26 protein-coding genes and 1 riboswitch are annotated in these 23,354 nt (G+C 32.6%); of the genes, 3 read left to right on the forward strand and 23 right to left on the reverse strand.

The features are described from left to right. From JG554_RS09745 to JG554_RS09760, 4 genes are all read right to left on the reverse strand, one after another. Entirely contained in the window at positions 1 to 147 is a 147-nt protein-coding gene (locus tag JG554_RS09745; protein ID WP_070039178.1) for a teichoic acid D-Ala incorporation-associated protein DltX, read from the reverse strand. A 445-nt stretch (positions 148 to 592) separates the two neighbouring features. Then, positions 593 to 1,552, reverse strand: a complete 960-nt coding sequence (locus tag JG554_RS09750) for a 2-hydroxyacid dehydrogenase (protein WP_046207514.1) — start codon at positions 1,550 to 1,552, stop codon at positions 593 to 595. Between the two features lie 10 nt (positions 1,553 to 1,562). Next, positions 1,563 to 2,342, reverse strand: a complete 780-nt coding sequence (locus JG554_RS09755; RefSeq protein WP_107359969.1) for a TIGR01457 family HAD-type hydrolase — start codon at positions 2,340 to 2,342, stop codon at positions 1,563 to 1,565. A gap of 6 nt (positions 2,343 to 2,348) precedes the next feature. Continuing rightward, positions 2,349 to 2,783, reverse strand: a complete 435-nt coding sequence (locus tag JG554_RS09760) for a DUF86 domain-containing protein (protein WP_046207512.1) — start codon at positions 2,781 to 2,783, stop codon at positions 2,349 to 2,351. A 145-nt stretch (positions 2,784 to 2,928) separates the two neighbouring features. Between JG554_RS09760 and JG554_RS09765 the strand changes: the two genes are divergently transcribed. Beyond that, positions 2,929 to 3,195 (forward strand): DUF3055 domain-containing protein, encoded by a 267-nt coding sequence (locus tag JG554_RS09765; protein WP_046207511.1) that lies wholly within the window; start codon positions 2,929 to 2,931, stop codon positions 3,193 to 3,195. A 301-nt stretch (positions 3,196 to 3,496) separates the two neighbouring features. On the opposite strand, the gene JG554_RS09770 is transcribed toward JG554_RS09765, so the two are convergent. The 12 genes from JG554_RS09770 to sufC all read right to left on the reverse strand — a co-directional run bounded on the left by JG554_RS09770 (position 3,497) and on the right by sufC (position 16,221). Further along, positions 3,497 to 3,883, reverse strand: a complete 387-nt coding sequence (locus JG554_RS09770; RefSeq protein ID WP_107359968.1) for a YutD family protein — start codon at positions 3,881 to 3,883, stop codon at positions 3,497 to 3,499. A gap of 171 nt (positions 3,884 to 4,054) precedes the next feature. After that, entirely contained in the window at positions 4,055 to 4,984 is a 930-nt protein-coding gene (lipA, locus tag JG554_RS09775) for a lipoyl synthase (RefSeq protein WP_203265278.1), read from the reverse strand. A gap of 81 nt (positions 4,985 to 5,065) precedes the next feature. Then, on the reverse strand, positions 5,066 to 6,385 hold the full coding sequence (locus JG554_RS09780) for a bifunctional metallophosphatase/5'-nucleotidase (protein WP_046207508.1): 1,320 nt from the start codon (positions 6,383 to 6,385) through the stop codon (positions 5,066 to 5,068). A 20-nt stretch (positions 6,386 to 6,405) separates the two neighbouring features. Beyond that, the gene (locus JG554_RS09785; protein WP_046207507.1) at positions 6,406 to 7,230 is read right to left on the reverse strand and encodes a sulfite exporter TauE/SafE family protein; all 825 of its coding nucleotides are present in this window, start codon (positions 7,228 to 7,230) and stop codon (positions 6,406 to 6,408) included. Between the two features lie 12 nt (positions 7,231 to 7,242). After that, positions 7,243 to 8,091 carry a DUF72 domain-containing protein gene (locus JG554_RS09790; RefSeq protein ID WP_046207506.1) on the reverse strand — a complete coding sequence of 283 codons (849 nt, stop codon included), beginning with the start codon at positions 8,089 to 8,091 and terminating at the stop codon, positions 7,243 to 7,245. 186 nt (positions 8,092 to 8,277) lie between these two features. Further along, entirely contained in the window at positions 8,278 to 9,348 is a 1,071-nt protein-coding gene (locus JG554_RS09795; RefSeq protein ID WP_203265279.1) for an NAD(P)H-dependent flavin oxidoreductase, read from the reverse strand. A gap of 65 nt (positions 9,349 to 9,413) precedes the next feature. After that, complete coding sequence (locus JG554_RS09800; RefSeq protein ID WP_046207504.1) at positions 9,414 to 10,433, reverse strand: hemolysin family protein; 1,020 nt, start codon at positions 10,431 to 10,433, stop codon at positions 9,414 to 9,416. A gap of 237 nt (positions 10,434 to 10,670) precedes the next feature. After that, positions 10,671 to 12,068: a Fe-S cluster assembly protein SufB gene (sufB, locus tag JG554_RS09805; protein ID WP_046207503.1), complete on the reverse strand. Its 1,398-nt coding sequence runs from the start codon at positions 12,066 to 12,068 to the stop codon at positions 10,671 to 10,673. 136 nt (positions 12,069 to 12,204) lie between these two features. Continuing rightward, complete coding sequence (gene sufU / locus JG554_RS09810; protein WP_046207502.1) at positions 12,205 to 12,654, reverse strand: Fe-S cluster assembly sulfur transfer protein SufU; 450 nt, start codon at positions 12,652 to 12,654, stop codon at positions 12,205 to 12,207. Further along, positions 12,644 to 13,882 carry a cysteine desulfurase gene (locus tag JG554_RS09815; protein ID WP_046207501.1) on the reverse strand — a complete coding sequence of 413 codons (1,239 nt, stop codon included), beginning with the start codon at positions 13,880 to 13,882 and terminating at the stop codon, positions 12,644 to 12,646. Before JG554_RS09815 ends, sufU begins: the two co-directional genes overlap by 11 nt. A 171-nt stretch (positions 13,883 to 14,053) precedes the next feature. After that, positions 14,054 to 15,361, reverse strand: a complete 1,308-nt coding sequence (gene sufD / locus JG554_RS09820) for a Fe-S cluster assembly protein SufD (RefSeq protein WP_046207500.1) — start codon at positions 15,359 to 15,361, stop codon at positions 14,054 to 14,056. 98 nt (positions 15,362 to 15,459) lie between these two features. Beyond that, on the reverse strand, positions 15,460 to 16,221 hold the full coding sequence (gene sufC / locus JG554_RS09825; protein ID WP_046207499.1) for a Fe-S cluster assembly ATPase SufC: 762 nt from the start codon (positions 16,219 to 16,221) through the stop codon (positions 15,460 to 15,462). Between the two features lie 365 nt (positions 16,222 to 16,586). Between sufC and JG554_RS09830 the strand changes: the two genes are divergently transcribed. After that, complete coding sequence (locus JG554_RS09830) at positions 16,587 to 17,438, forward strand: polyprenyl-phosphate transporter PopT (protein WP_203265280.1); 852 nt, start codon at positions 16,587 to 16,589, stop codon at positions 17,436 to 17,438. Between the two features lie 699 nt (positions 17,439 to 18,137). On the opposite strand, the gene JG554_RS09835 is transcribed toward JG554_RS09830, so the two are convergent. The 7 genes from JG554_RS09835 to JG554_RS09865 form a co-directional block, all read right to left on the reverse strand. Next, on the reverse strand, positions 18,138 to 18,953 hold the full coding sequence (locus JG554_RS09835) for a MetQ/NlpA family ABC transporter substrate-binding protein (RefSeq protein ID WP_046207497.1): 816 nt from the start codon (positions 18,951 to 18,953) through the stop codon (positions 18,138 to 18,140). Positions 18,954 to 18,971: 18 nt separating this feature from the next. Further along, complete coding sequence (locus JG554_RS09840; protein WP_046207496.1) at positions 18,972 to 19,667, reverse strand: methionine ABC transporter permease; 696 nt, start codon at positions 19,665 to 19,667, stop codon at positions 18,972 to 18,974. Then, positions 19,660 to 20,685, reverse strand: coding sequence for a methionine ABC transporter ATP-binding protein (locus tag JG554_RS09845; protein ID WP_046207495.1), 1,026 nt, complete (start codon positions 20,683 to 20,685; stop codon positions 19,660 to 19,662). Before JG554_RS09845 ends, JG554_RS09840 begins: the two co-directional genes overlap by 8 nt. 81 nt (positions 20,686 to 20,766) lie before the next feature. Next, a riboswitch (SAM riboswitch) is annotated at positions 20,767 to 20,872 on the reverse strand. Between the two features lie 53 nt (positions 20,873 to 20,925). Next, complete coding sequence (locus JG554_RS09850) at positions 20,926 to 21,225, reverse strand: thioredoxin family protein (RefSeq protein WP_046207494.1); 300 nt, start codon at positions 21,223 to 21,225, stop codon at positions 20,926 to 20,928. Continuing rightward, a complete protein-coding gene (locus tag JG554_RS09855) occupies positions 21,222 to 21,614 on the reverse strand; it encodes a toprim domain-containing protein (RefSeq protein ID WP_046207493.1) in 393 nt (130 codons plus the stop codon). The genes JG554_RS09850 and JG554_RS09855 overlap by 4 nt, the downstream gene beginning before the upstream one ends. 248 nt (positions 21,615 to 21,862) lie before the next feature. Then, positions 21,863 to 22,243, reverse strand: a complete 381-nt coding sequence (gene gcvH / locus JG554_RS09860; protein WP_203265281.1) for a glycine cleavage system protein GcvH — start codon at positions 22,241 to 22,243, stop codon at positions 21,863 to 21,865. A 179-nt stretch (positions 22,244 to 22,422) separates the two neighbouring features. Beyond that, positions 22,423 to 22,776, reverse strand: coding sequence for an arsenate reductase family protein (locus JG554_RS09865; protein ID WP_046207491.1), 354 nt, complete (start codon positions 22,774 to 22,776; stop codon positions 22,423 to 22,425). Positions 22,777 to 22,919: 143 nt separating this feature from the next. Here JG554_RS09865 and JG554_RS09870 point away from each other — a divergent pair, with 143 nt between their 5' ends. Next, the gene (locus JG554_RS09870; RefSeq protein ID WP_046207490.1) at positions 22,920 to 23,240 is read left to right on the forward strand and encodes a thioredoxin family protein; all 321 of its coding nucleotides are present in this window, start codon (positions 22,920 to 22,922) and stop codon (positions 23,238 to 23,240) included. Positions 23,241 to 23,354 lie beyond the last annotated feature (114 nt).

The raw sequence follows: 23,354 nt of genomic DNA on the forward strand, positions 1-23,354 counted from the left end.
TTAAAATTCATTGTAAATAAAGTTATTGTGTGTATCACCTGTACCATAAATTAAATATAATGCAATTAATATAGCTAGGTACATTACTGTCAATAACCATGGCTTGAATTTTTGTAAAGCAGTATGTTCTTTATCGTTTTTGTGCATATTTCACCTCTAAAATTTATATAAATTCAACATTAATCATCTTCATTAAATTATTTTTTATATTTTACACCTTATTGTATATAAGTTATTCAACTTTTTCACTAATTAATTATACAATTTTTCCTACATCATTACAATTAAATATTTGTGCATATATATAACAAAATTGTTAGATAGTATATAAATAAATAGAGTATTATTTTAAAATTCAAAAAACACACAATAAACTCATTTAAAAGAATTTATTGTGTATTAATTTTAACTATTCTAACCCAATATATAGTAATATACATGAATGTAATGACCCTTTTTATCAAATGCGGTGAGCATCCTCGATTTATTAAGTAAGTTCAAATTACGCTATTTAATGTAATGTTCCTAAAAAATAAGCTGCCAATCACCCGAGCTAAACAGGTAATAAGCAGCTTAAATTCGTTTCAATCATTTATACAACAGGCGTTTTAGGATCTTTTTCGTCTAATACTAGCTTTATATTATCTACGCACAGTTGTATCATTCGGTCTCTTGTTATAACCGATGCACTACCAATATGTGGAAGTATCGTTGCATTGTTCATTGAAAGTAATGGATGTTGCATATCTATGGGTTCCTCTCTTAAAACATCTAAACCACATGCTTTAATTTCTTCATTTTGCAACGCCTTCACTAATGCTTCTTCATCGACAACAGCACCTCTACCGATATTGATAAAAATCGCATCTTTTTTCATCATTTTAAATGCCTTATCGTCAAATTTATCACGTGTTTCTGCAGTTAATGGTGCCGTACAAATGACAAAATCACTCTCTTTTAATAATGTTTCAAATGAAACGTATAATGCACCAAGTGCTTCTTCATCATCTTTATGTCTGGTTCTATTATGATACATTATATTCGTATTGAAACCTTTTAGGCGTCTCGCGAATGCTTTTCCAATATCCCCCATACCATAAATACCAACGTTAGCTTGATATAAATCTTTACCAGCAAATAAATACGGCCCCCAACTCTGCCATTCACCGTTTTGAACATATGTTTCCGCTTCGACTACACGTCTTGCTACTGCAAGCATTAAGGTAAATCCTAATTCTGCTGTCGTTTCAGTTAAAACACCTGGTGTATTCGTCACAACAATACCCTTACTTTGCATCAAATCAATATCTATATTATCATAGCCTACTGCCATGTTTGCTATGACTTTCAGATTTGGTGCAGCTTCAATCACTTCTTCATCCATTATTTCACTTAATGTCACAAAACAAGCAGTTGCGTCTTTTAAAGCAGTTAAAAACTTTTCTCGTGGCATAGGGGTCAATGACGCATCCCAAACTTCTACTTCACCGATGTCCTCTAATTGCTTAATAAATTTCTGTGGAATTTTTCTACTAACTACGATTTTTTGCATTCAATCACTCCTAAATTTCGAGTTCTTTGATTACTTCATTTAAATCTTTAAAACTATATGTTGGCGGTATTGCTTTTTGATTAACATCATCTAAAGTTGATACACCTGTTTGAACATGTATTGTATCAACATCAACATTGATTCCAGAAAGTATATCTGTATCATATAAATCACCTATCATTGCAACTTCAGAGCGATCTAACCCTAAAATTTCCAAGGCTTTATTCATAATAATAGGTTCTGGTTTACCAATAAATATTGGTTCAACACCAGTAGAGACTGACACAACGCTTGTAATCGCGCCATTACCTGGTAAGAATCCACGTTCTTTGGGTATGGATACATCTTTATTAGTTGAAATAAATTTTGCACCGTTTCGAACACCTAGCGTAGCAGTTGCTAATTTTTCATAAGTTACAGCTTCATCCAAACCAATAACTAAGTAATCTACATACTCATCATCTTTTATTTTCAAATGATGTTGCGTTAACGCTTTTTCTAAACCTGAGCCACCTAACATATAGATTGAAGCGCCTGGTTGTTCATCAGCAATATATTCTGCAGTTGCTAGAGCAGACGTCACGACTTCATCTGCTGTAGCATCAACTCCCATCGCTTTTAATTTTTCTGCTACTTCTGTAGGTTCTTTGGTAGAGTTATTCGTAACAAATAAATGAGGTATTTGATGCTTGTTTAAGTATTCAATAAACTGCGCTGCACCATCAATTTTTTCATTTCCTTTGTACATCGTACCATCCAAATCAATGAGATATGCTTTGTACTGTTTCATCAAAACTTACTTCTCTCCTTTTTGTCCAAATGCTGTTATAGGCACATTTTCATTATTCAAAAATTGTATTACCTCATCGATAAATTGTTGATAATAATCAAGTGTTTTATCAAAAAGTGGTTTTAACTTTGTAGTATCGAGCTCGTCATAATAATGAACGAATTGTTTTCTAACATCTACAGTTTGGTTAATATTACTTTGAGTATCTTTAGTGATTACATTTTCTAACTCTAAAATATCGATGACATCTTTATAATTGCCTGGATCTCTTAAAATAAAGCCATCAATAATCATATTACCAATATCTACCGATGATTCGATCAACATTTGTGAAATTCTTTCAAATGCATAGTGATTATCTCTATATTTCGGATAATCATTTACCAATTGTTGTAAGTAATTTATTTTTTTATCTAACTTTTCTTTATTAACAAAATACATCTATGTCACCCCTATCATTCTCATCATACCACACCTTTGCAGTCGAATTCATTTATGGTTATACTGTAAATTAAGACTTTTTATTTCATTAAATGATTCGAATGATAAAAAACTTTAATAACTCAATGATGAAAGGGTGTTTATTATGATAGATATGTACCTCTATGACGACGATGAATCATCACAGGTACAATTTGTAGGTTTCGTCGGAGAATATAGTCGTTATGATTTAATGCTCATACAAACTGATCGCCATTTTGGAAAAACAATGGTTTTAAACATGCAAACAAATAAATTTGGCATTATTGGTACAGATGATTTAGAAGAAGAAGGCTATATTGCTTATATTTTAGGTGTAACTGAAAATGAAGGCAATGAAATCACTGAATACCTCAATCAAGTTATACAATAATTACCACGATAAACACACATGTTTAAGATAATATTGCTTGCATAAAATCACTTCAATTTGTTAGCAATTAGTTTATCCAATATTGCTAATGAAATTAATGCACATGATATGTCACAATGTCATGAATCATTCAATAATAACTGCTTGATGTAAGGCTGAATCACCTACGATAATCAGCCTTTTTCATTAGGCACCATATTTCAATCATAGAAAAAGGCTACGATACTAAACCTTAAATCTCGGTTCAATATCGTAGCCTAACTTATTAATAATATGAAACTAACTCTAAATCTACATCAACTTAATGCTCAGTATCTTGAATTGATGGTTGGATTTTGACATCTTGTAATTTATTTTCTTCAAAAGGTATTTCTGCATTTTCATCCTCTGTTTCAATTCGGGATTTAATCTCACTTTCAGGAACTTTTCTTAAAATAAAATACGGACATCCAAAATTGCAGTATTCTAATAAATAATCTTGAATTGTCGAAAAGCGCTTACTTAATTCAGCCTTTTTATTCGAGTCTTTATAGAATCCTTTTAACCTTAATTGATCATATCCAAAATCTCCTACAATATAATCATATTTATCTAAAATGTCTGCGTAACGATTTGCAAATAATGTTTCATCAAAACATTCTCTATATTCTTCTATAATTTCAAAATAAAAACTATTAACTTTTATCATTATACTCACCTAATCTAATTTTCATTACTCAATTTAACCATACAGTGTCTGACTTAAAAAGGTTAGTAATCTATTTTTATAATTGCTAATAAAAGACTTAGCCCAATGTGAGTTAACGTGCGTCGTTAATTGCTCTAATTGAACTAAGTCTTTAAATACAATTTCTATATTTTAACTATTAGAATCCATGTTAAGTTGTTCTTCACCTAAGCGATGTCTTTCTTTTGCAGCTTTATTCACTTGCTCATCTGCATGATAAGAACTTCTCACAAGTGGTCCAGCTTGGCAATGTTTGAAACCTTTATCCATTGCTACTTTTCTTAATTTACCAAATTCTAATGGTGTATAGTATTTTTCAACTTTTAAGTGTTTACGTGAAGGTTGCAAATATTGGCCGATAGTCAAGATGTCTACATCATTTGCACGTAAATCATCCATTGTTTCATAAATTTCTTCGTGAGTTTCCCCTAGTCCTACCATTAAACTAGATTTTGTTGGTATATCAGGTTGTAATTCTTTAGAACGTCTTAAGAATTCTAAAGTACGGTCATAAGTCGCTCTAGCACGAACTCTTGGTGTTAAACGACGAACTGTTTCAATATTATGGTTTAAAATATCTGGTTTTGAAGCCATTAATGTTTCTAAAGCTTCGAAGTCACCACCCATATCAGATGGTAATATTTCTATTGAAGTATAAGGGTTACGCTCACGTACTTTACGGACTGTTTCAGCATAAACATTTGATCCAGCATCTCTTAAATCATCACGTGCAACCGCTGTTATAACAACATGTTTTAAATTCATTAATTCAACAGATTCTGCCACACGCTCTGGCTCATCTAAATCTAACTCATTTGGCAATCCGGTTTTAACCGCGCAGAAACGACATGCACGCGTACAAACTGCACCTAAAATCATAAATGTCGCAGTACGACGCTCGCCCCAACATTCATGTATGTTTGGACATTTTGCTTCTTCACACACTGTATGTAAGTTCTTTTCTCGCATCATTTTCTTAAGACCAGTGTAGTTTTCGTTAGTATTCAGTTTTATTTTCAACCAATCTGGTTTACGTAAAATTTCTTCATTTTTAGTAGCCATAACCGTACAATTCCTCCTGATTTCAAATCTGTAATCATTATAACGAAAATCGGATTAAATTAAAACGTAAAATGTAATATTTTAATATTCGAGCAATTTATCTTTATAAATATCTCTTAAAAATTCTGGCATTAAGTAATCTATAGATTGTTCTTTAAGCGTTGGGAAATAACGACCAAATGTATACATATCAACAGTACCTAGCACATAACTTTTATCGTCTTCAATTTCTTCTCCGTTGATAAAATATCTTGCTTCAGATTCGATTAATCCTAAATTATAAAGTATATAACCACCAAATATATCTCCTCTAAAACCTAAACCTTGTGCATGTTCATTTAGATATTCTTGCTTTTGACTTTTAATGATTATATTTTTTAATTCTAGACCGTTTAAGCGGATGCGAACAGCATTAATAGGATGAGGTAACATTTGATGTATATCAAATTCCGTCACTTGATCCGCTGAAATACCTTTTACAATCAATCCTGCATTAATAATTGTGCAGTCAGCATTCGTAAATTCAAATATACTTTCAGCTAACATATAAGACGTCTTTGTTATTACATCTGTCCTTCTCTGCAAATCAACTGGTCTATTAATAACTGGATCGCTTAACAGTGCTTTACCTTCTTTTTCGAAATGTGTTTCTACTTCCGGCAAAGTGTCTACTGGATAAATCACTGCTTGTTTATCTACAACTTTTTTTTGGTCTATCTCTAATGTTACTTCACCTAAAAAGTGACCATATTTACCAGCAGCTGCCATTAGCACACCATTATTCATTTCACCATTTTCAAAATAATGATGTGTATGACTACCCAATATTAAATCAATTTCAGGAATTTCTTGGCATAATTTTTCATCAAAAAACACACCCACATGACTCATAATAATCAATAAGTCATACGCATCTTGATGTGCGCTAATTTCATCTTTAATCGCTTCTAATGGATTCGTAACAACCCAATCCAAAGCCCTATAAAATGGTGTGAATGGCGCAGTGGCTGCAACAAATAAGATTCTCACACCTTCAATCTCTTTGATGATTGATGATGTAATATTTCGAGGTAAGTCACCCTGTTCGTCAAAAACATTTGCACAAGTTACATCAAATTCTGCATTGTCATAAAGTGTGTTTAATGCATCATGTGATATTGTCATACCTTCGTTATTACCAATAGTTGCTATATCACAATGTGCTTGATTTAAAAGCTCAACATTTTTGATTCCCATAGTAGCTTCTGTAACAGGAGCAGATAAATCTACATGGTCTCCAATATCTAAATAGAGCGAGGGATGATTTAATTTTGGTCTCTCTTGAGCTAAATATTCGGAAATACGGGCATACTCATGCAAATGACTGTGAATATCATTTGTATGGTAAATAGTTAATTTCACCTTGGTACCCTCCTCTTAGTTTATAAAAATGACTTAATAATTAAATATAGTCCCATTATAAGCATAACTGTTCTTAATAACATAACCACAGTATTTGATTGTATGGATTGATTGACTTTTACACCAATTTTCGCACCCAAATAGCTAGAGATGATTAATACAATAGAATATACCCAAGCTACATGTCCTTGTGCAATATGTCCAATAGAACTCATCACGCTGGAAAAGAATATCATCATCATACTTGTACCAACTGCGACATGTGGTGGAAATCTAAAAACAATTAACATTAGCGGTGTCATAAGTGCACCACCACCAATACCAAACAATCCCGTCAAAACACCTATAAATAACGTTGATATAAATGCCACAATTGGCGGAACACTATAATGATGTATTTTTCCATAACCGTCTACATATGTACGCTCATACTTAGGCTTATTAAACATTTTCATTGGTTTTATATTATTTCTTATCATAAGCAGAATTGCTACGAATATTAAGAAAATACCAAAATATAAATTAAAAGAATCTAAAGTTAAAAAACGACTTAAAATTGATCCAACCAAAGAGCCTGGTAACAAACCAAATAAAAAGATGGAACCATTTTTGACGTCAACTTGTTTCGTTTTTAAATAACCTAATGTTGACGATAGTCCTGTCACGATTAATATTAATGAAGATGTTCCTATGGCAATCTGAGGTGTGATGCCATGTAGTAAATCATTTTCTACGCCCAAATAAACTAAAGTTGGGACGATGATAATACCGCCACCAATGCCCACAAGTGAACCCAATATGGCTGATAAACCACCAATTAAAATCAAAATGATTATTGTTAACATATCTGACCGCTCCTAAAATAATTTTAATTGTTGTGGTGCTAAGCCTTCATAATCAATGCCTAATAATGTTTGGTATGTTTTAGCATTTTGTGCAGCATGACCACCGGAGTTATTATTAAACACGACATAAATATTTTTAGCTTTTTGTTCTAATAATTTCACTTTTTGCGCTAAATCATTAAGTTCTTGCTTATTATAATCATACAAATATCTAACGTCTCTCCAAGCTTCATCCGTCATGTCTTTTTTTGTCCATCCATGTTCGTTTCTACCATGATAACGCACAAATGCTGTTTCGTTTGTAATACGATTGACTAATGGTATAGAACCTTGGCCTACTTGTGGTTCATCACATACCGCATGTATCATGTCATGTTCAGTTAAAAAAGCTAATGTTTCTTCTTTATACTTATCATTAAACCAGGATTGATGTCTAAATTCTATACAGACAGGAAAATCCTTCAACTGTTCTCGTACATATCGAATATATTTAATGTTTTGAACTGTGCAGTCAAACCAAGGTGGAAACTGTACTAATACCATCGCTAACTTTTTTTCAGATTTTAATGGCGCTAACATCGCTTTAAACTGATCAAAAAGTATTTGTCTTGATTCAGCAAAATCATGATAATCTGCATGAAGTGTTAATGCCTGATGAATTTTAACAATAAATTGAAACCTCTCAGGCGTTTCTCTTATCCATTTCCTAATATTTCTTTCAGGTTGTATCGCATAATACGATGCATCTAATTCTACAATGGGAAAATGACTTGCATATGTAATCAACTTATCTGATTTACGTTGCAAATCTTCATACAAAATATCATGGTCACCCCAACCTGTTAAACCAATATTTATCATAGTATCACCAGTTACATGATACCATAGATGATTTATAAGATTCACTTGATTAAATTTTATTCTTCAATTATTTCAACGGTTAAAGTTAAGAAAATCAACGGTCATTTTAAAAGATTCAATAGATACAAAAATCAAAAAAGTTGCTATCATTTTTTAAATAGCAACTTTTATTAAAACATCTAAAGATTAATCATCATTGAGTATGCGTTCTGTTTCTTGTACGATATCAGCTATCAATTGAGCAGCTGAATTCGGTTGGGATAACCTTGGACTTTGTCCGCTCCATAAATGCGTCCATTGTTCCTTACCTAAATCAGCTGCAGTTTTACGAATACTATTCGTCAATTGATTTTGAATAGGATAATCTGGAATATCATCAGCATAACTTTCCATCTTGTGTATAAATTCATTATCGATACCTCTAGCTGGTTTTCCCGTAAAGGCTTTTGTGATAACAGTATCTGTTTCTTTGCTCTGCTGTATTGCATTTTTATATAATGTTGAAGCTCCACTTTCTTCTGAAGTTAAAAATGCTGTTCCCATTTGTACAGCCTCAGCACCTAGCACCATACTTGCAACCACACCACGTCCATCCATAATGCCTCCTGCTGCTATAACTGGAATAGATATATTATCCACGATTTGTGGAATCAATGACATGGTACCAACCAATGGCGTGTGTTCACCAGAAGTCACAGTGAAAGAACCTCTATGACCACCCGCTTCACTACCTTGAGCAATAATCGCATCCATTCCTGCGCTTTCATTGGCTTTCGCTTCTTCAACAGAGGTTGCTGTGCCTATCACAGTAATCTGACGCGCTTTCAATTTTTTGATAATATTTTGATTTGGGATCCCAAAAGTAAATGATACTACAGGAACCCCTTTTTCAATCACCATATCTATGGCATCGTTAAATTGCTGTTCTTCACTAATATCAATCACAGGTTCCTCTAAGTTTAAAGCTTTTCTATAAGGTTTTAACCATGCATTCATGTGTTCTACATTTTCTGGAATATATAATTGTTCACTTGGAACAAATAAATTAACGGCAAAGGGTAAGTCAGTTAATTCTTGCACATAAGTTATCTCAGAATCTAATTTTTCTGGAGTAAAATAACCTGCTCCAATCGTACCAAGTCCTCCACTATTACTGACAGAAGCTACTAATTCCGGTGTCGTACTACCTGCCATACCTGCCTGTATGATTGGAAGCTTGATATTCAACATTTTGGTCACTTTTGATGAAAAGTGCATACAAAACACTCCTTTTATTGAAATACAATAACCTAAATATCACTGAAAATTTATTACTAAAGTTTTTATTTTTTATTATAAGCTTGCATTTGTGCGTCTAATTTTTCTCGTTCTTGTTCATCCATTTCATCTTCAATTTCCATACCTAGCATCTCTTCAATCAAGTCTTCATGAGACACAATGGCATCTGTGCCACCAAATTCATCTAATACAATTGCTAAATGTTTGCGCGACACAGTCATTTTTCTGAGCACCCATTCTGCTCTATTATGTTCATTCACAAATAAAGGTTCTGAAGTATATTGTAAAATATCATTTGACTTTTCTTTACTCCATGCTAACAAATATTTTGAATGGAAAATGCCAATAATATGATCGATATCACCATCATATACTGGATAACGTGTATATGGATTCGTCACGACAGTATCATATGCATCTTCATAAGATATATCAGCTGGAAACGCGGTTACATTAATCCTCGGTGTTGTATCAATATTGGTTATTTTTAATTGTTCAAAATCCATAACACCTTGGATTCGATTTCGTTCCATTTCATTAAATGCACCTTCGCTACCTGCAATTGTAACCATCTGTCTAATTTCTTCTTTTGATAACCGTTGTTGATCTTCTTGTCCTTTGGAAAGTAAATTATTAATCATATCCGTTAACCAGTTTAACAATTTCGTAATTGGTTTAAATATTATGACAAAAAATGCAATTGGCGTGTAAACCAATCTAGACATACGATCTGGATAAGTTGCAGCAACAGATTTTGGAATTACTTCAGAAATAATGATGATAGCAACCGTTGTCACTGCAGTAGCTATACCAACGTTCACGCCAATATCCACTGCTAAGACTGTCACCAATGTAGGTAAAATAATATTCGCAATATTATTTCCAATTAAAATTGTAGTAATAAACTCACTGGGTTTTGTAAGTAGTTTTGATAATTTAGCGGATTTTTTATCTCCATTTTCAGCTTCAGTTTGTATTTTCATCCTATTTGCAGCAGTTAAAGCTGTTTCACTACCAGAAAAGAAGAATGAAGCAAATAAAAGTATGATTATAGCAATAATCATATCAGCATAACTCCTTTTTGTATTCTATAAAATTTTAAACGATATGTAACAATTCCCTCATATTACAATGCATAAACGCATTTCTAACTATTAGAACTACGTTTTCAAAACAATACGAATAAAAAAACACGAGGTGATACAAATTTGAACCCCAAAAGTATACGGGTATCAAAATAGTATCACTCGTGTTTTATATTTAATCAATTACTGTAAAACCAAATTTTTGATTACCAATTTTTAGCCGATTGAACCTTCCATTTCAAATTTGATAAGACGATTCATTTCAACAGCATATTCCATTGGAAGCTCTTTAGTAAATGGTTCAATGAAGCCCATAACGATCATTTCTGTAGCTTCTTCTTCAGAAATACCACGGCTCATTAAATAGAATAATTGTTCTTCAGAAACTTTTGATACTTTAGCTTCATGTTCTAATGAAATATTATCATTAAATACTTCATTGTATGGAATTGTATCTGAAGTTGATTCATTATCTAAAATTAAAGTATCACATTCAATGTTTGAACGTGCACCTTTAGCTTTACGACCAAAGTGTACGATACCGCGATAAATTACTTTACCACCGTCTTTAGAAATTGATTTAGATACAATCGTAGATGAAGTGTTAGGTGCTTTATGAATCATTTTTGCACCAGCATCTTGAACTTGACCTTTACCAGCGAAAGCAATGGATAACGTACTACCTTTAGCACCTTCACCCATAAGTACACAGTTTGGATATTTCATCGTTAATTTAGAACCTAAGTTACCATCAACCCATTCCATATTACCATTCTCATGTACTAATGTACGTTTTGTAACTAAGTTATAAACGTTATTAGCCCAGTTTTGAATTGTAGTATAACGCACATGGGCATCTTTGTGGACGATAATTTCAACTACAGCTGAGTGTAGTGAACTTGTTGTATAAACCGGAGCCGTACAACCTTCTACATAGTTAACTGAAGCACCTTCATCTGCAATGATGAGTGTACGTTCAAATTGTCCCATGTTTTCAGAATTAATACGGAAATACGCTTGTAATGGCGTATCTAGCTTAATATTTTTCGGTATATAAATGAATGAACCACCAGACCAAACAGCTGAATTAAGTGCTGAGAACTTATTATCTCCAGCTGGCACAACTGTTGAGAAATATTGTTTAAATAGGTCTTCATTTTCTTTTAATGCAGTATCAGTATCTTTAAAGACGATACCTTTTTCTTCAAGTTCTTTTTCCATATTGTGATAAACAACTTCGGATTCATATTGGGCTGAAACACCAGCAAGGTATTTTTGTTCAGCTTCAGGGATACCTAATTTATCAAATGTACGTTTGATTTCTTCAGGCACTTCATCCCATGAACGTTCAGTTTGTTCAGATGGCTTAACATAATAAGTGATATCATCAAAATTCAATTCTGATAAATCGCCACCCCATTGAGGCATAGGCATTTTGTAGAATTGTTTTAATGCTTTCAATCTATAATTAAGCATCCATTCTGGCTCTTCTTTCATATTTGAAATTTCACGGACGATATTTTCTGTTAAACCGCGTTCTGATCTAAAAATGGAAACATCTTCATCATGGAAACCATATTGGTAATTACCCACATCAGGTGCTTTTTTAGCCATTTAAATCACTCCTTTTATATATTAAAACGACTCGCGTCAAGACAACTTCGTTTGTAGTTACATCGTATTACAACTAATCTTGGTGTTATGTCTAGTGTGAATGGAAATTTACACAATGTCAACGTATCAACATGGATTAGTCTTCTGTATTTCCTTCTTTTTCAACTGTACCTTTTTCTAAAGCTTTCCAAGCCAAAGTAGCACATTTAATTCTAGCTGGGAATTGAGAAACGCCTTGCAGCGCTTCAATATCTCCCATTGCTTCACTGATTTCATAATCTTCACCAAGCATCATTTTTGTGAATTCTTGACTCATTTGCATTGCTTCAGCTAAAGAGTGACCCTTTACTGCTTCAGTCATCATTGAAGCACTAGACATTGAAATTGAACAACCTTCTCCATCAAATTTTGCATCTTTGATAAAACCATCTTCAATATCAAACGTAAGATGAATGCGATCCCCACAAGTTGGATTATTCATATCAACTGTCATTGCACCAGTATCTAAACGCCCTTTATTTCTAGGGTTTTTATAATGATCCATAATGACTGAACGATACAACTGGTTTAAATTATTAAAATTCATATGAGAAAAACTCCTTCGTTTGCTTCAAGGATTCTACTAATTGATCAATATCTTCTTTAGTATTATAAATATAGAAACTTGCACGTGCAGTTGACGATTGATTCAACCATTTCATCAATGGTTGCGCACAGTGATGACCTGCTCTAACTGCAACACCTTCAGTATCCACTGCAGTCGCTACATCATGAGCATGAACATCAGCCATATTGAACGTTATAACACCCGCACGTCTGTCTTTTGGTGGCCCATATATTTCTATACCTTCAATTTCAGACATCTTATCATAAGCATACGTCGTCAATTCATGTTCATGTGCTTGTATCGCATCAAAACCTAGGTTTTCAATATAACGGATTGCTTCAGCCAAACCAATCGCTTGCGCAATTAATGGTGTACCCGCTTCAAATTTCGTAGGTAAATCAGCCCATGAAGCATCATATTTTTCAACAAAGTCAATCATATCTCCGCCAAACTCGACTGGCTCCATTTTATCTAGCAAGGCGCGTTTACCATATAATACTCCGATACCCGTAGGTCCCAGCATTTTATGGCCACTAAAACTATAAAAATCAACATCTAGTGATTGCATATCTAAATCCATATGTGGCGCTGCTTGTGCACCGTCTACGCTTACGATAGCACCATGTTCATGAGCAATATCAGTAATAGTCTTAATGTCATTAATTGTACCTAATACATTTGAAACGTGTGTAATAGCGACAATTTTTGTATTATCATTAATTGTTGCTTTTATATTTTCAATTGTAAGTTCACCATCATCTGTCATTGGAATGAACTTTAAAGATGCATGCTTACGCTTAGCCAATTGTTGCCAAGGCACGATATTGGCATGATGTTCCATTTCAGTGACTACAATCTCATCACCTTCTGAAATATTCGCATCTCCATAACTATGTGCAACAATATTAATTGATGCTGTAGTACCACGAGTGAAGATAATTTCTTCAAAATATTTTGCATTAATAAAACGTCTGACTGTTTCACGTGCGCTTTCATAACCATCAGTTGCTAATGATCCAAGTGTGTGTACACCACGATGTACGTTAGAGTTATAACGCTTATAATAATCCGCTATAACATCAATAACTTGTATTGGTGTTTGACTAGTAGCAGTTGTATCTAAATAAGCAAGGCGATTATTGTTAACTTTTTGGTTGAGAATTGGAAAGTCTTTTAATATTTCGTTAACATTTAATGATTGGGTCAAATTATCCACAGACCTTTCTTAATTTAAAAAATCAATAAAGAAACCGTAGCAATTTAAGAAATACAACAAACTAACGTATATTATTTCATTTAATCTGAGCATTTTGTAGTCATGTTCAATAACATTCTCTTAATCTTATTTTGCTGCGGATTCAATTGTATTCAGTGTTTATTATTTATTAACTTTTAATTCGATGACTTCACGTAACTTACGTTGAACATCTTCGATTGGCAATTCACGTACAACTGGGTCCAAGAAACCATGAATAACGAGACGTTCAGCTTCTTGACGTGAAATACCACGGCTCATTAAATAATACAATTGTTCAGGATCGACACGACCAACTGATGCAGCGTGACCAGCCTCTACATCATCCTCATCGATAAGTAAGATAGGGTTCGCATCTCCTCGTGCTTTCTCAGATAACATCAGAACACGAGATTCTTGGTTCGCAATAGATTTCGTACCGCCATGTTTAATATAACCAATACCATTAAATACTGTTTGCGCACCTTCTAACATTACACCATGTTTTAAGATGTAACCATTTGTTTCTTTACCATATTGAACAATTTTAGAAGTTAAATTAATTTTTTGGCTACCAGTACCAACAACAACTGATTTGAGTTCACTTTCAGAACGGTCACCAATTAAGTTCGTTGTATTATCAATGATTTGGCTACCTTCGTTCATTAAACCTAACGCCCAGTTGATAGTGGCATCTGCTTCAGTAACACCGCGACGAATAATATGCCCAGTGAAACCTTTATCTAAATAATCTACTGAACCGTATGTGATTTTCGAATTAGCTCCAGCACTCACTTCTGAAACAATGTTAAGTTGATTGCCTTCTCCACTGGCGATTGATAAGTAGTTCTCTACATACGTTACTTCAGCACTTTCCTCAGTTGCAATAATGACATGATTAAAGAAACTGGCATTTTCATCGTCATGCAATACTACATATTGAATTGGATGCTCAACTACTACATTTTTTGGAACATATACAAACACGCCACCATTTAACAATGCAGTATGTAGTGCAGTCAATCTATGTTCATCAACTGTAACAGTTTCATTCATAAAATATTTTTTCACTAAATCTGGATGGTTTATTAATGCATCTGCTAAGCCTTCAACGATAACTCCATCATTTTGAGCTGAATCAGAAACTTTTGTGAACGCTAAAGTATTATTATGTTGAATAACCAAATTTTCAGTGTTTTCAACATCAATTATCTCTCTAACTTCACTTGGCAATTCTTCTAATGACTCATATACGCTACCTGTTGTTTCATGTTGTTTAAATGAATCAAAGTCCCATCTCGTGATTTTTGTTTTATCTGGTTTTGGCATTTCTAAAGTTTCAGTTAATTTCAACGCTTCTTTACGTAATTCAGTTAACCAAGAAGGTTCATTATGGGCTTGTGAATATTCAACAAGTTGTGCTTCAGAAATGTTCAAAGTTTCAGTCGTCATACTTTTTTCCTCCCATTTGATGATTGTATGATTTAACTCATCGGTATAAATCAAAACCTAAATCTTCATCTATAATATTTTTTCATATGAATTAAGACTTACTCTGCAGCATTAAACTCTTCTTTAACCCATTCATAACCTTCTTCTTCAAGGCGTTTCGCTAATTCAGGTCCTCCTGAAGTAACAATTTTACCACCGTACATAACGTGTACATGGTCAGGTGTAATATAATTTAATAGTCGTTGATAGTGCGTAATGATTAATGAACCAAACGTTTCTCCGCGCATTTGATTGATGCCTTTTGAAACTACTTTTAATGCGTCAATATCAAGTCCTGAGTCTATTTCATCTAAAATAGCAAATTTAGGTTCTAACATCATTAATTGAAGAATTTCATTACGTTTTTTCTCCCCACCTGAAAATCCTTCATTTAAATAACGTTGTGCCATATCTTGATCAATATCTAAAAAGTCCATTTCCTTATCTAACTTTTTAATGAATTGCATTAAGTTAATTTCTTCGCCTTCTTCACGTTTAGCGTTTATCGCTGAACGCATAAAGTCTGCATTCGTTACACCAGTAATTTCTGATGGATATTGCATAGCAAGGAATAATCCCGCTTTAGCACGATCATCAACATCTAACTCTAAAATGTTAACGCCGTCTAATAATACTTCACCTTGTGTTACCTCATAGCTAGGATGTCCCATGATTGCAGATGATAACGTCGATTTACCTGTACCATTAGGTCCCATTACTGCATGTACTTCTCCTGTATTAATTGTTAAATTAACACCTTTAAGAATTTCTTTATCTTCAATAGACACATGTAGGTCTTTAATTTCTAATGTTGATGGCATACATATTCCCTCCGTATTATATGATATGTTTTTCCTATCCAGTTTATAATAATTTTAATCTACAGTCAAAAGACTGAGCCCTTGTTACACCTTCTAATTATAACGCAGTTGTGTTGGAATATAAACCTTTTCAAGTGCTAAATTAAAATTGTTATCAAAATACAATGATTTTTGTTAGTGCATTAAAGAATTCTTTAACTGATAATATAAGATATGATGTTCTCAACTCATTTATCCCTATATTATTCATTATGAACAAAGCATATTCTATAATCATTTATTCATTTTAACTTTTGTTTTTAATATAGTTCTATGACAAATTGTGCTATCATTTTTAATATATTTTAGATAGAAAGGATTATGATATGTCAAAAATTAAGTGGTCAAATCTATGGAAAGGATTTGCAATGGGCACATCAGATTTAGTACCCGGTGTAAGCGGAGGAACTATCGCTTTACTTCTAGGTATTTATGATGATTTTATACGCTCTATTAGTGGAATATTTTCAAAGAAGTTTTGGGAAAGCTTAAAATTCCTGATTCCTATTGGGTTAGGGATGGTCATTGCCATAGGTTTATTAAGTAAAGTAATTAATTATCTTTTAAGTGAACATACCGTGCCAACGATGTTTTTATTTGTTGGTCTAATAGCAGGCATCATACCCTATTTATTAAACACAGCAAGAGTTAAACAAACATTTCAAACTTCTCATTATTTACTCGTTTTACTTGGTATTATAATCATTGTAGTGATTATCTTATTAAATGATGGTGATAAACATGCAGGAGAAACACTTGAATTATCAACTGGTCTTATTATTAAATATTTTATTGCAGGTGTTTGTGCTTCTAGTGCAATGTTACTACCAGGTATTTCAGGGTCCTTTATGCTATTAGTATTTGGTGTATATGGTACTGTAATGTTTTCAATTTCAGAATTTATGTCTTTAAATTTTAACGCTGTACCTATCTTAATGATTGTAGGTATTGGAATTATTTGTGGTTTCTTATTTTCTAGTAAATTGATTCAGTACCTTTTAAACCATTACACATATTTAACATATGCCATTATCATTGGTTTTGTTGTAGGATCACTGTATGCAGTATTTCCTGGGTTACCAAGCGATGTTACTACATGGATTATTTCTATTATCACAATAATTTCAGGTTACTTTATTAGCTATAAACTAGGACATATTACGAGTGATGATTTTTAATGCTTCTATGCAGAAATCATATTAATTTATCTCTAGCTTACTAAGATTTTGACTTTGAAATCACGTAATAACATTTGATTTCTCCCCATATTAAAATATTAAAAGCCCGGAATGGTAATGATTCGTTGCAATAACTAGTTAAGTAGTTTAGTTACAAATCCATACCATATCCGGGCTATTTTACATTCATGCTTATACATCAACAGCGAAATGATATATGATGAACGCTTATATATAATGACGCAACCTATATCATGATATAAGTTACGCACAATTTTAAGTTCTCCCTGTCACAGTTTGAATGATAATATAATATTGAATAACGCCTTCAATATTTTCGTGCTTTAAAGCAATTCACTCAAACATAATTTAATTTTAGTCTATAAAACTTTAATTTTCAAATATGCAATTTTTCTATATAAAATCACCTTGTAAACAAAACAAATGAATACCGCTTCAACTTAAAAGCCATTTTGTAGACCATTAAGCCCATAGAGCAATATTTCATAAGTTACTTGCATCAAATAGTTTTTGATAGAAAAATATGATCATCTTGAGCCAATAAATTTAGGTCAAAAAAACTGTTTGGACGAATTTTCCGAGTTATACTGATAGTTTCACACACTGCCCTTTTACTAAATTCAAACAAAAAGAACCCTTCAACTATTGAAGTTAAAGGGTTTGTTAATTGTGTTGCTATTATTTTGCTGGTACTACGGCTCCGTCATATTTTTTATTGATGTAATCTTTAATTTCTTTAGACTGTAATACATCCATCAACGCTTTAATTTTTTTGTCGTCTTTATGGCCTTCTTTTACACCAATCAAGTTAGCATATGGATTATCTTTTGCTTTTTCTAAAACAATTGAATCATTTTTAGGACTTAATTTTTGATCAATTGCGAAGTTTGAATTGATGATTACTGCGTCAGCATCTTCTTTTTGATAAATCTTAGGTAAGTATTCTGCCGATTGCTTATTATTAAATTTGATATCTTTTTTATTTTCTACGATGTCATCAAATTTAGCATCTTCAGTTTTAACACCTTTTTTAATTTTAATTAATCCAGCGTCAGAGAAGAATTTTAAGAAACGTCCTTCTTCTGCAGGGTTGTTTGAAACATAAACAGTAGCACCTTTTGGTAATTCTTTTAAACTTTTATATTTCTTTGAGTAAACAGCCATAGGTTCTAAATGTACATTTCCTGCTGACTCAATTTTATAGTTTTTGTCTTTCTTTTCAGTATTTAGATAAGGCGTATGTTGAAAGAAGTTTGCATCTAACTCACCTTTATCTAATAATTTGTTAGGTGTTGTATAATCGTTAATCGTTTTAATTTTTAAGTCATAACCTTTATCTTTTAGAATTGGTTTTGCTTTTTCTAATATTTCAGCATGTGGTGCCGGAGAAGCGCCAACTGTAATTGTCTTATCTTTACCTCCGCCGCCATTACCACAAGCAGCTAATACTAATGCTAAAGCGATGATTGAAGCTAAACTAAATAATTTTTTCATATAATTGTCCCCTTTAACTTAACGTTTATCTATTTTATTAGTAACTTGATCTCCAATAAATTGGATGATAAAAACAATAATTAAGATTAAAATTGTAGAAACGAATATGACATCGTTTTGGTTTCGTGTGAAGCCAGTTAGGTATGCTAAGTTACCTAGACCTCCAGCTCCAATCACACCAGCTACTGCAGTAGAGCCTACTAATGCTATTGCTGTTACAGTTATTCCAGATATTAATGCTGGCATAGCTTCAGGTAACAACACTTTCTTAACTACTGTCCATGTTGTAGCTCCCATTGACCAAGCCGCTTCTATAACACCCTTGTCTATTTCTTTAAAAGCAATTTCCACTAATCTAGCGTAGAATGGTGCTGCACTGATAATTAGTGCAGGTAAAGCACCTGTTGGACCACTAATTGTTCCAAGTACTAAACTCGTAAATGGTATAAGTAGTAAAATTAAAATAATGAATGGTATTGCTCTGAATAAATTCACAATAAACGATACGACACTGTAAAACACTCTAGCTACTGGTGATTGGCTTTTAGCAGATAAGAATAAAAGCACACCAAGTATCAAACCAAAAATAAAAGCAAATATTGTAGAAATCAATGTCATATAAATTGTTTCATATGTAGCTAACCAAACTTCATCCCAACTTACATTAGGCATTGTTAGCATTTCCTGTAGAATCTCGCCGAATGAACTACCCATGCTTTAACACCTCCACAGAAACATGTTGTGCTGCTAAATCATTTTTGAACTTTTCGAATTTTTCAGAATTCACATCTAATAAATGTAATACTAAAAATCCTAGAGCACCATCTTTAGTATGCTTAATATTTGCTTCAAGAATATTAACATCTATATTATGTGTCTTTGTTATGTATGATACCAATGGTTCAGTTGTATTATTTCCTGTAAAATTCAATCGTACGATATAAGCAGTTTCATCTAATTCGATTAATTCAGAAATAGACTCATCAAACTCATCATTTAAGTCCTCTTTCACAAAGCGTTTTGTTACTTCATGCTGTGGATTTTCGAAAACATTTGACACTTGTCCTTGTTCAATGACGCGACCATTTTCCATCACTGCCACTTCATCACAAATACGTCTTATGACCTGCATTTCATGTGTGATAATAACTATTGTTAAATTTCTTTCTTCTTTAATTTTTAATAATAATTCTAGTATTTCATCCGTTGTTTGCGGGTCTAATGCACTTGTAGCTTCATCGCAAAGTAAAACATTAGGTTCATTTGCTAACGCACGGGCAATACCTACACGTTGTTTTTGTCCACCCGATAACTCTGATGGATAGGCGTTTTCTCTACCCTTTAGTCCTACCAATTCCACCAGTTCAATCGCTCTTTTTTTGGCTTCATTGCGTGATACACCAGCAATTTCTAATGGAAAAGTAATATTATTTAAAACATTACGTGACCACAATAGATTAAAATGTTGAAAAATCATGCTCACTTTTTGACGTTTTTTTCTCAATTCTGATTTTGATAATTTCCCAATCGTATCTCCATCAATGATGACATCTCCTGAAGTTGGTTGTTCAAGATTATTTAAAAGTCTTATCAAAGTACTTTTACCTGCACCCGAAAAACCAACCACACCAAAAATCGAGCCTGATTGAATACTTAAATCAACATGATCTACTGCTAACACATCGTGTTTTTTCGTCTTGTATCTCTTAACGATTTGATTTAATTCAATCATTGTCGTTTCCTCCTTGTATTGCTCATTCAATTAAAAAATGCTTTCTCTTTTCACTGAAGAATAGAGAAAGCAATGTCGCTTCTCTCATCTTCTAAAGTTTATCTACTTTATGTGAATTGGCACCATTTCTATTACAGACGGTTGCCGGGCTTCATAGGGCACATCCCTCCACCTCTCGTGATAAGAGTACATTATTTAATTATCCATAATCCTACCATTGTACTAAAGATTCGTCAATAATTATTTTAAATTTTCTAACAAATAAGGCACTGATTGAAATGCATAAATTCTTTTTTGTTCTTCACCTTTAGACATAAGCATAAGTATCGGTACCGATTGTATCTCATGTTGTTGACTAAAATCAGGATGAAAATTTAAATCTATTTTAGTAATTGGTAATTTTAAAATTTCATTCGCAATATCTAACATGCGTTCTGACACTTTACATGTACCACAAGTTGGCGTATAACCAAAAATTAGATATTTTTCTTTATCTACGTGTTCGAAAACATTAACACGCGTTTCATTCTTTACATTCATGTTAATAAACTGACCCTTTCAGCAATATAATCTAATTTGGCTTTTGCTACTTTTTCTTCATCTTTCACTATAAAACCATGTTTTGCTAACACTTTTGACAAATAGGCTTTAGGGCATCTCGCTACTTCACCATATTGTTTCTCTATGCGAATATGTTTACTTTCACTTAAATATTTTTTGAACCATTTACGTATCTTTTCACCTTCATCATCTGCATCCGCAAGCACATAAACTTGCTTGTCGTATAACGATTCTATCATCTCATCTAACTTATCAATTCCCATAGTACCGTTTGTACAAATGATTTCAATCGGTTGGTCAATCACCTGCTTCACCCGTTTCTTGTCTGTTTTACCTTCGACAATTATAACTTGGTTTAATATCGCCATGACAGTCACCTCTAAATGTGATAGTAAATTCAATTTTATATTTAGTTCTACACCATACATTATCAACATAAACATTTATTATAGTTTCTTATTAAAATCTTATAATTGAACCATCCATTTGTCACCATTGAACTTTTTAATGTTTTGGACACTTCAAAATCAATTAATATATTCAAGTGAAATTTAATCTTTTGTTATAGAAAAATAAAAACTCCATGATATATCGTATCGTGGAGTTTGATTTCATATTATTCACCGATCATTTCAGAATATTGGTCAGCTGACATTAACTCGTCTAATTGACTTTCATCGCTTAACTCAACTTTAACCATCCATGCTTTTTCGTATGGTGATTCATTAACGAATTCTGGACTATCTTCTAGTTCATCATTTGTTTCTACAACTTGTCCTGAAACAGGTGCATAAAGTTCTGAAACTGTTTTCACTGATTCAACACTGCCAAAAGATTCACCTTCATCAATATCGTCATCAGTTTCAGGCAATTCAACGAATACGATATCACCTAATTCACTTTGCGCATACTCAGTGATACCAATTGTTACTGTATTTCCTTCAATTTTTACCCATTCATGTTCTTTAGAATATTTTAATTCACTTGGTACTGCCACGAGAATCCCCTCCTAAATGTTTTTACATATTCATGATGCCATATGAAAGGCTTACAATCAACTATTTAATTGATTTTACAATACTTCTCATGTTTTACAATTCATCGCACAAAACTTTTCTGAAGTATATAACGGTTTTTTCAAAAGTTGTTAAAAATGAATTGTAAAAGCATGTGTGTTTACAACCAAGTTTCCTTGTATTGTTCCTCTTTAAAACCTACCGTTACTTTATCCCCTAATACTGCGAGTGGTCGTTTTACTAACATACCATTTGAGGATAATAAATCTAGTTTTTCTTCGTCAGAAAGGTCTTTCAATTTATCTTTAAGGCCTAGTTCACGATATTTTGCACCATGTGTATTAAATAGTTTATTGATATCTATACCTGTAGTATTTATGATTTCTTTAAACTCATTTTTAGTTGGTGTATGTTGCACAATATCGATGGGTTCAAAACTTACCCCGTATTCTTGTAAAAATTTAGCTGCTTTTTTACAAGTTGTACAATTAGGATATTGGTAAAATTTTATCATTTTTCAGAACCTCCTATGCTTAGTTAACACTAATATAACAAACTTATAACAAAAACGCTCTAATTATTAAGCTGATTTTTTTATTTACTGCAATTTGTCAGTTATAATGTCAATACTAATATCTTTTATAAAGGAGTCTAATTATGGAATCTATTAATACTAATGATCAATTTAAAAGCACAATACAAAGCGACGCACCAGTCATCGTTAAATTTGAAGCAGGATGGTGCCCAGATTGTAAAGCTATGGACATGTGGATTGACCCAATTGTAGAAAAATACAACAATTATAATTGGTATACTGTAAACCGCGATGAATTAGAAGATGCCGCGGCTGAAAATGACGTTATGGGTATTCCAAGTTTATTAGTTTTTAAAAATGGGGAGAAATTAGCACATTTACATTCAGCAAATGCAAAATCTCCTGAACAAGTTGAATCATTCTTAGCTGAAACATTTGAGTAATTTTTGCTTTAATTCTTTTATTTTAACTTTTAAACAATCAAAATTTTGAAATAGACATTATTAGGGAGTGGGACTGAAATCTTTTTATTAAAAGATTTCAGTCCCACTCCCTTT

Source organism: Staphylococcus sp. 11-B-312 (genome assembly GCF_016743055.1).
Taxonomy (GTDB): domain Bacteria; phylum Bacillota; class Bacilli; order Staphylococcales; family Staphylococcaceae; genus Staphylococcus; species Staphylococcus ureilyticus.

Excerpts from the sequence above, each read along its gene's own strand:
- JG554_RS09770 (WP_107359968.1), bottom strand. The coding sequence starts at position 3,883 with ATGATAAAAGTTAATAGTTTTTATTTTGAAATTATAGAAGAATATAGA.
- JG554_RS09790 (WP_046207506.1), bottom strand. The coding sequence starts at position 8,091 with ATGATAAATATTGGTTTAACAGGTTGGGGTGACCATGATATTTTGTAT.
- JG554_RS09870 (WP_046207490.1), top strand. The coding sequence starts at position 22,920 with ATGGAATCTATTAATACTAATGATCAATTTAAAAGCACAATACAAAGC.
- JG554_RS09785 (WP_046207507.1), bottom strand. The coding sequence starts at position 7,230 with ATGTTAACAATAATCATTTTGATTTTAATTGGTGGTTTATCAGCCATA.
- JG554_RS09760 (WP_046207512.1), bottom strand. The coding sequence starts at position 2,783 with ATGTATTTTGTTAATAAAGAAAAGTTAGATAAAAAAATAAATTACTTA.
- JG554_RS09845 (WP_046207495.1), bottom strand. The coding sequence starts at position 20,685 with ATGATTGAATTAAATCAAATCGTTAAGAGATACAAGACGAAAAAACAC.
- JG554_RS09750 (WP_046207514.1), bottom strand. The coding sequence starts at position 1,552 with ATGCAAAAAATCGTAGTTAGTAGAAAAATTCCACAGAAATTTATTAAG.
- sufD (WP_046207500.1), bottom strand. The coding sequence starts at position 15,361 with ATGACGACTGAAACTTTGAACATTTCTGAAGCACAACTTGTTGAATAT.
- sufB (WP_046207503.1), bottom strand. The coding sequence starts at position 12,068 with ATGGCTAAAAAAGCACCTGATGTGGGTAATTACCAATATGGTTTCCAT.
- JG554_RS09800 (WP_046207504.1), bottom strand. The coding sequence starts at position 10,433 with ATGATTATTGCTATAATCATACTTTTATTTGCTTCATTCTTCTTTTCT.
- JG554_RS09835 (WP_046207497.1), bottom strand. The coding sequence starts at position 18,953 with ATGAAAAAATTATTTAGTTTAGCTTCAATCATCGCTTTAGCATTAGTA.
- JG554_RS09840 (WP_046207496.1), bottom strand. The coding sequence starts at position 19,667 with ATGGGTAGTTCATTCGGCGAGATTCTACAGGAAATGCTAACAATGCCT.
- sufU (WP_046207502.1), bottom strand. The coding sequence starts at position 12,654 with ATGAATTTTAATAATTTAAACCAGTTGTATCGTTCAGTCATTATGGAT.
- JG554_RS09755 (WP_107359969.1), bottom strand. The coding sequence starts at position 2,342 with ATGAAACAGTACAAAGCATATCTCATTGATTTGGATGGTACGATGTAC.
- JG554_RS09850 (WP_046207494.1), bottom strand. The coding sequence starts at position 21,225 with ATGAATGTAAAGAATGAAACGCGTGTTAATGTTTTCGAACACGTAGAT.
- sufC (WP_046207499.1), bottom strand. The coding sequence starts at position 16,221 with ATGCCATCAACATTAGAAATTAAAGACCTACATGTGTCTATTGAAGAT.
- JG554_RS09830 (WP_203265280.1), top strand. The coding sequence starts at position 16,587 with ATGTCAAAAATTAAGTGGTCAAATCTATGGAAAGGATTTGCAATGGGC.
- lipA (WP_203265278.1), bottom strand. The coding sequence starts at position 4,984 with ATGGCTACTAAAAATGAAGAAATTTTACGTAAACCAGATTGGTTGAAA.
- JG554_RS09855 (WP_046207493.1), bottom strand. The coding sequence starts at position 21,614 with ATGGCGATATTAAACCAAGTTATAATTGTCGAAGGTAAAACAGACAAG.
- JG554_RS09745 (WP_070039178.1), bottom strand. The coding sequence starts at position 147 with ATGCACAAAAACGATAAAGAACATACTGCTTTACAAAAATTCAAGCCA.
- JG554_RS09765 (WP_046207511.1), top strand. The coding sequence starts at position 2,929 with ATGATAGATATGTACCTCTATGACGACGATGAATCATCACAGGTACAA.
- JG554_RS09795 (WP_203265279.1), bottom strand. The coding sequence starts at position 9,348 with ATGCACTTTTCATCAAAAGTGACCAAAATGTTGAATATCAAGCTTCCA.
- JG554_RS09865 (WP_046207491.1), bottom strand. The coding sequence starts at position 22,776 with ATGATAAAATTTTACCAATATCCTAATTGTACAACTTGTAAAAAAGCA.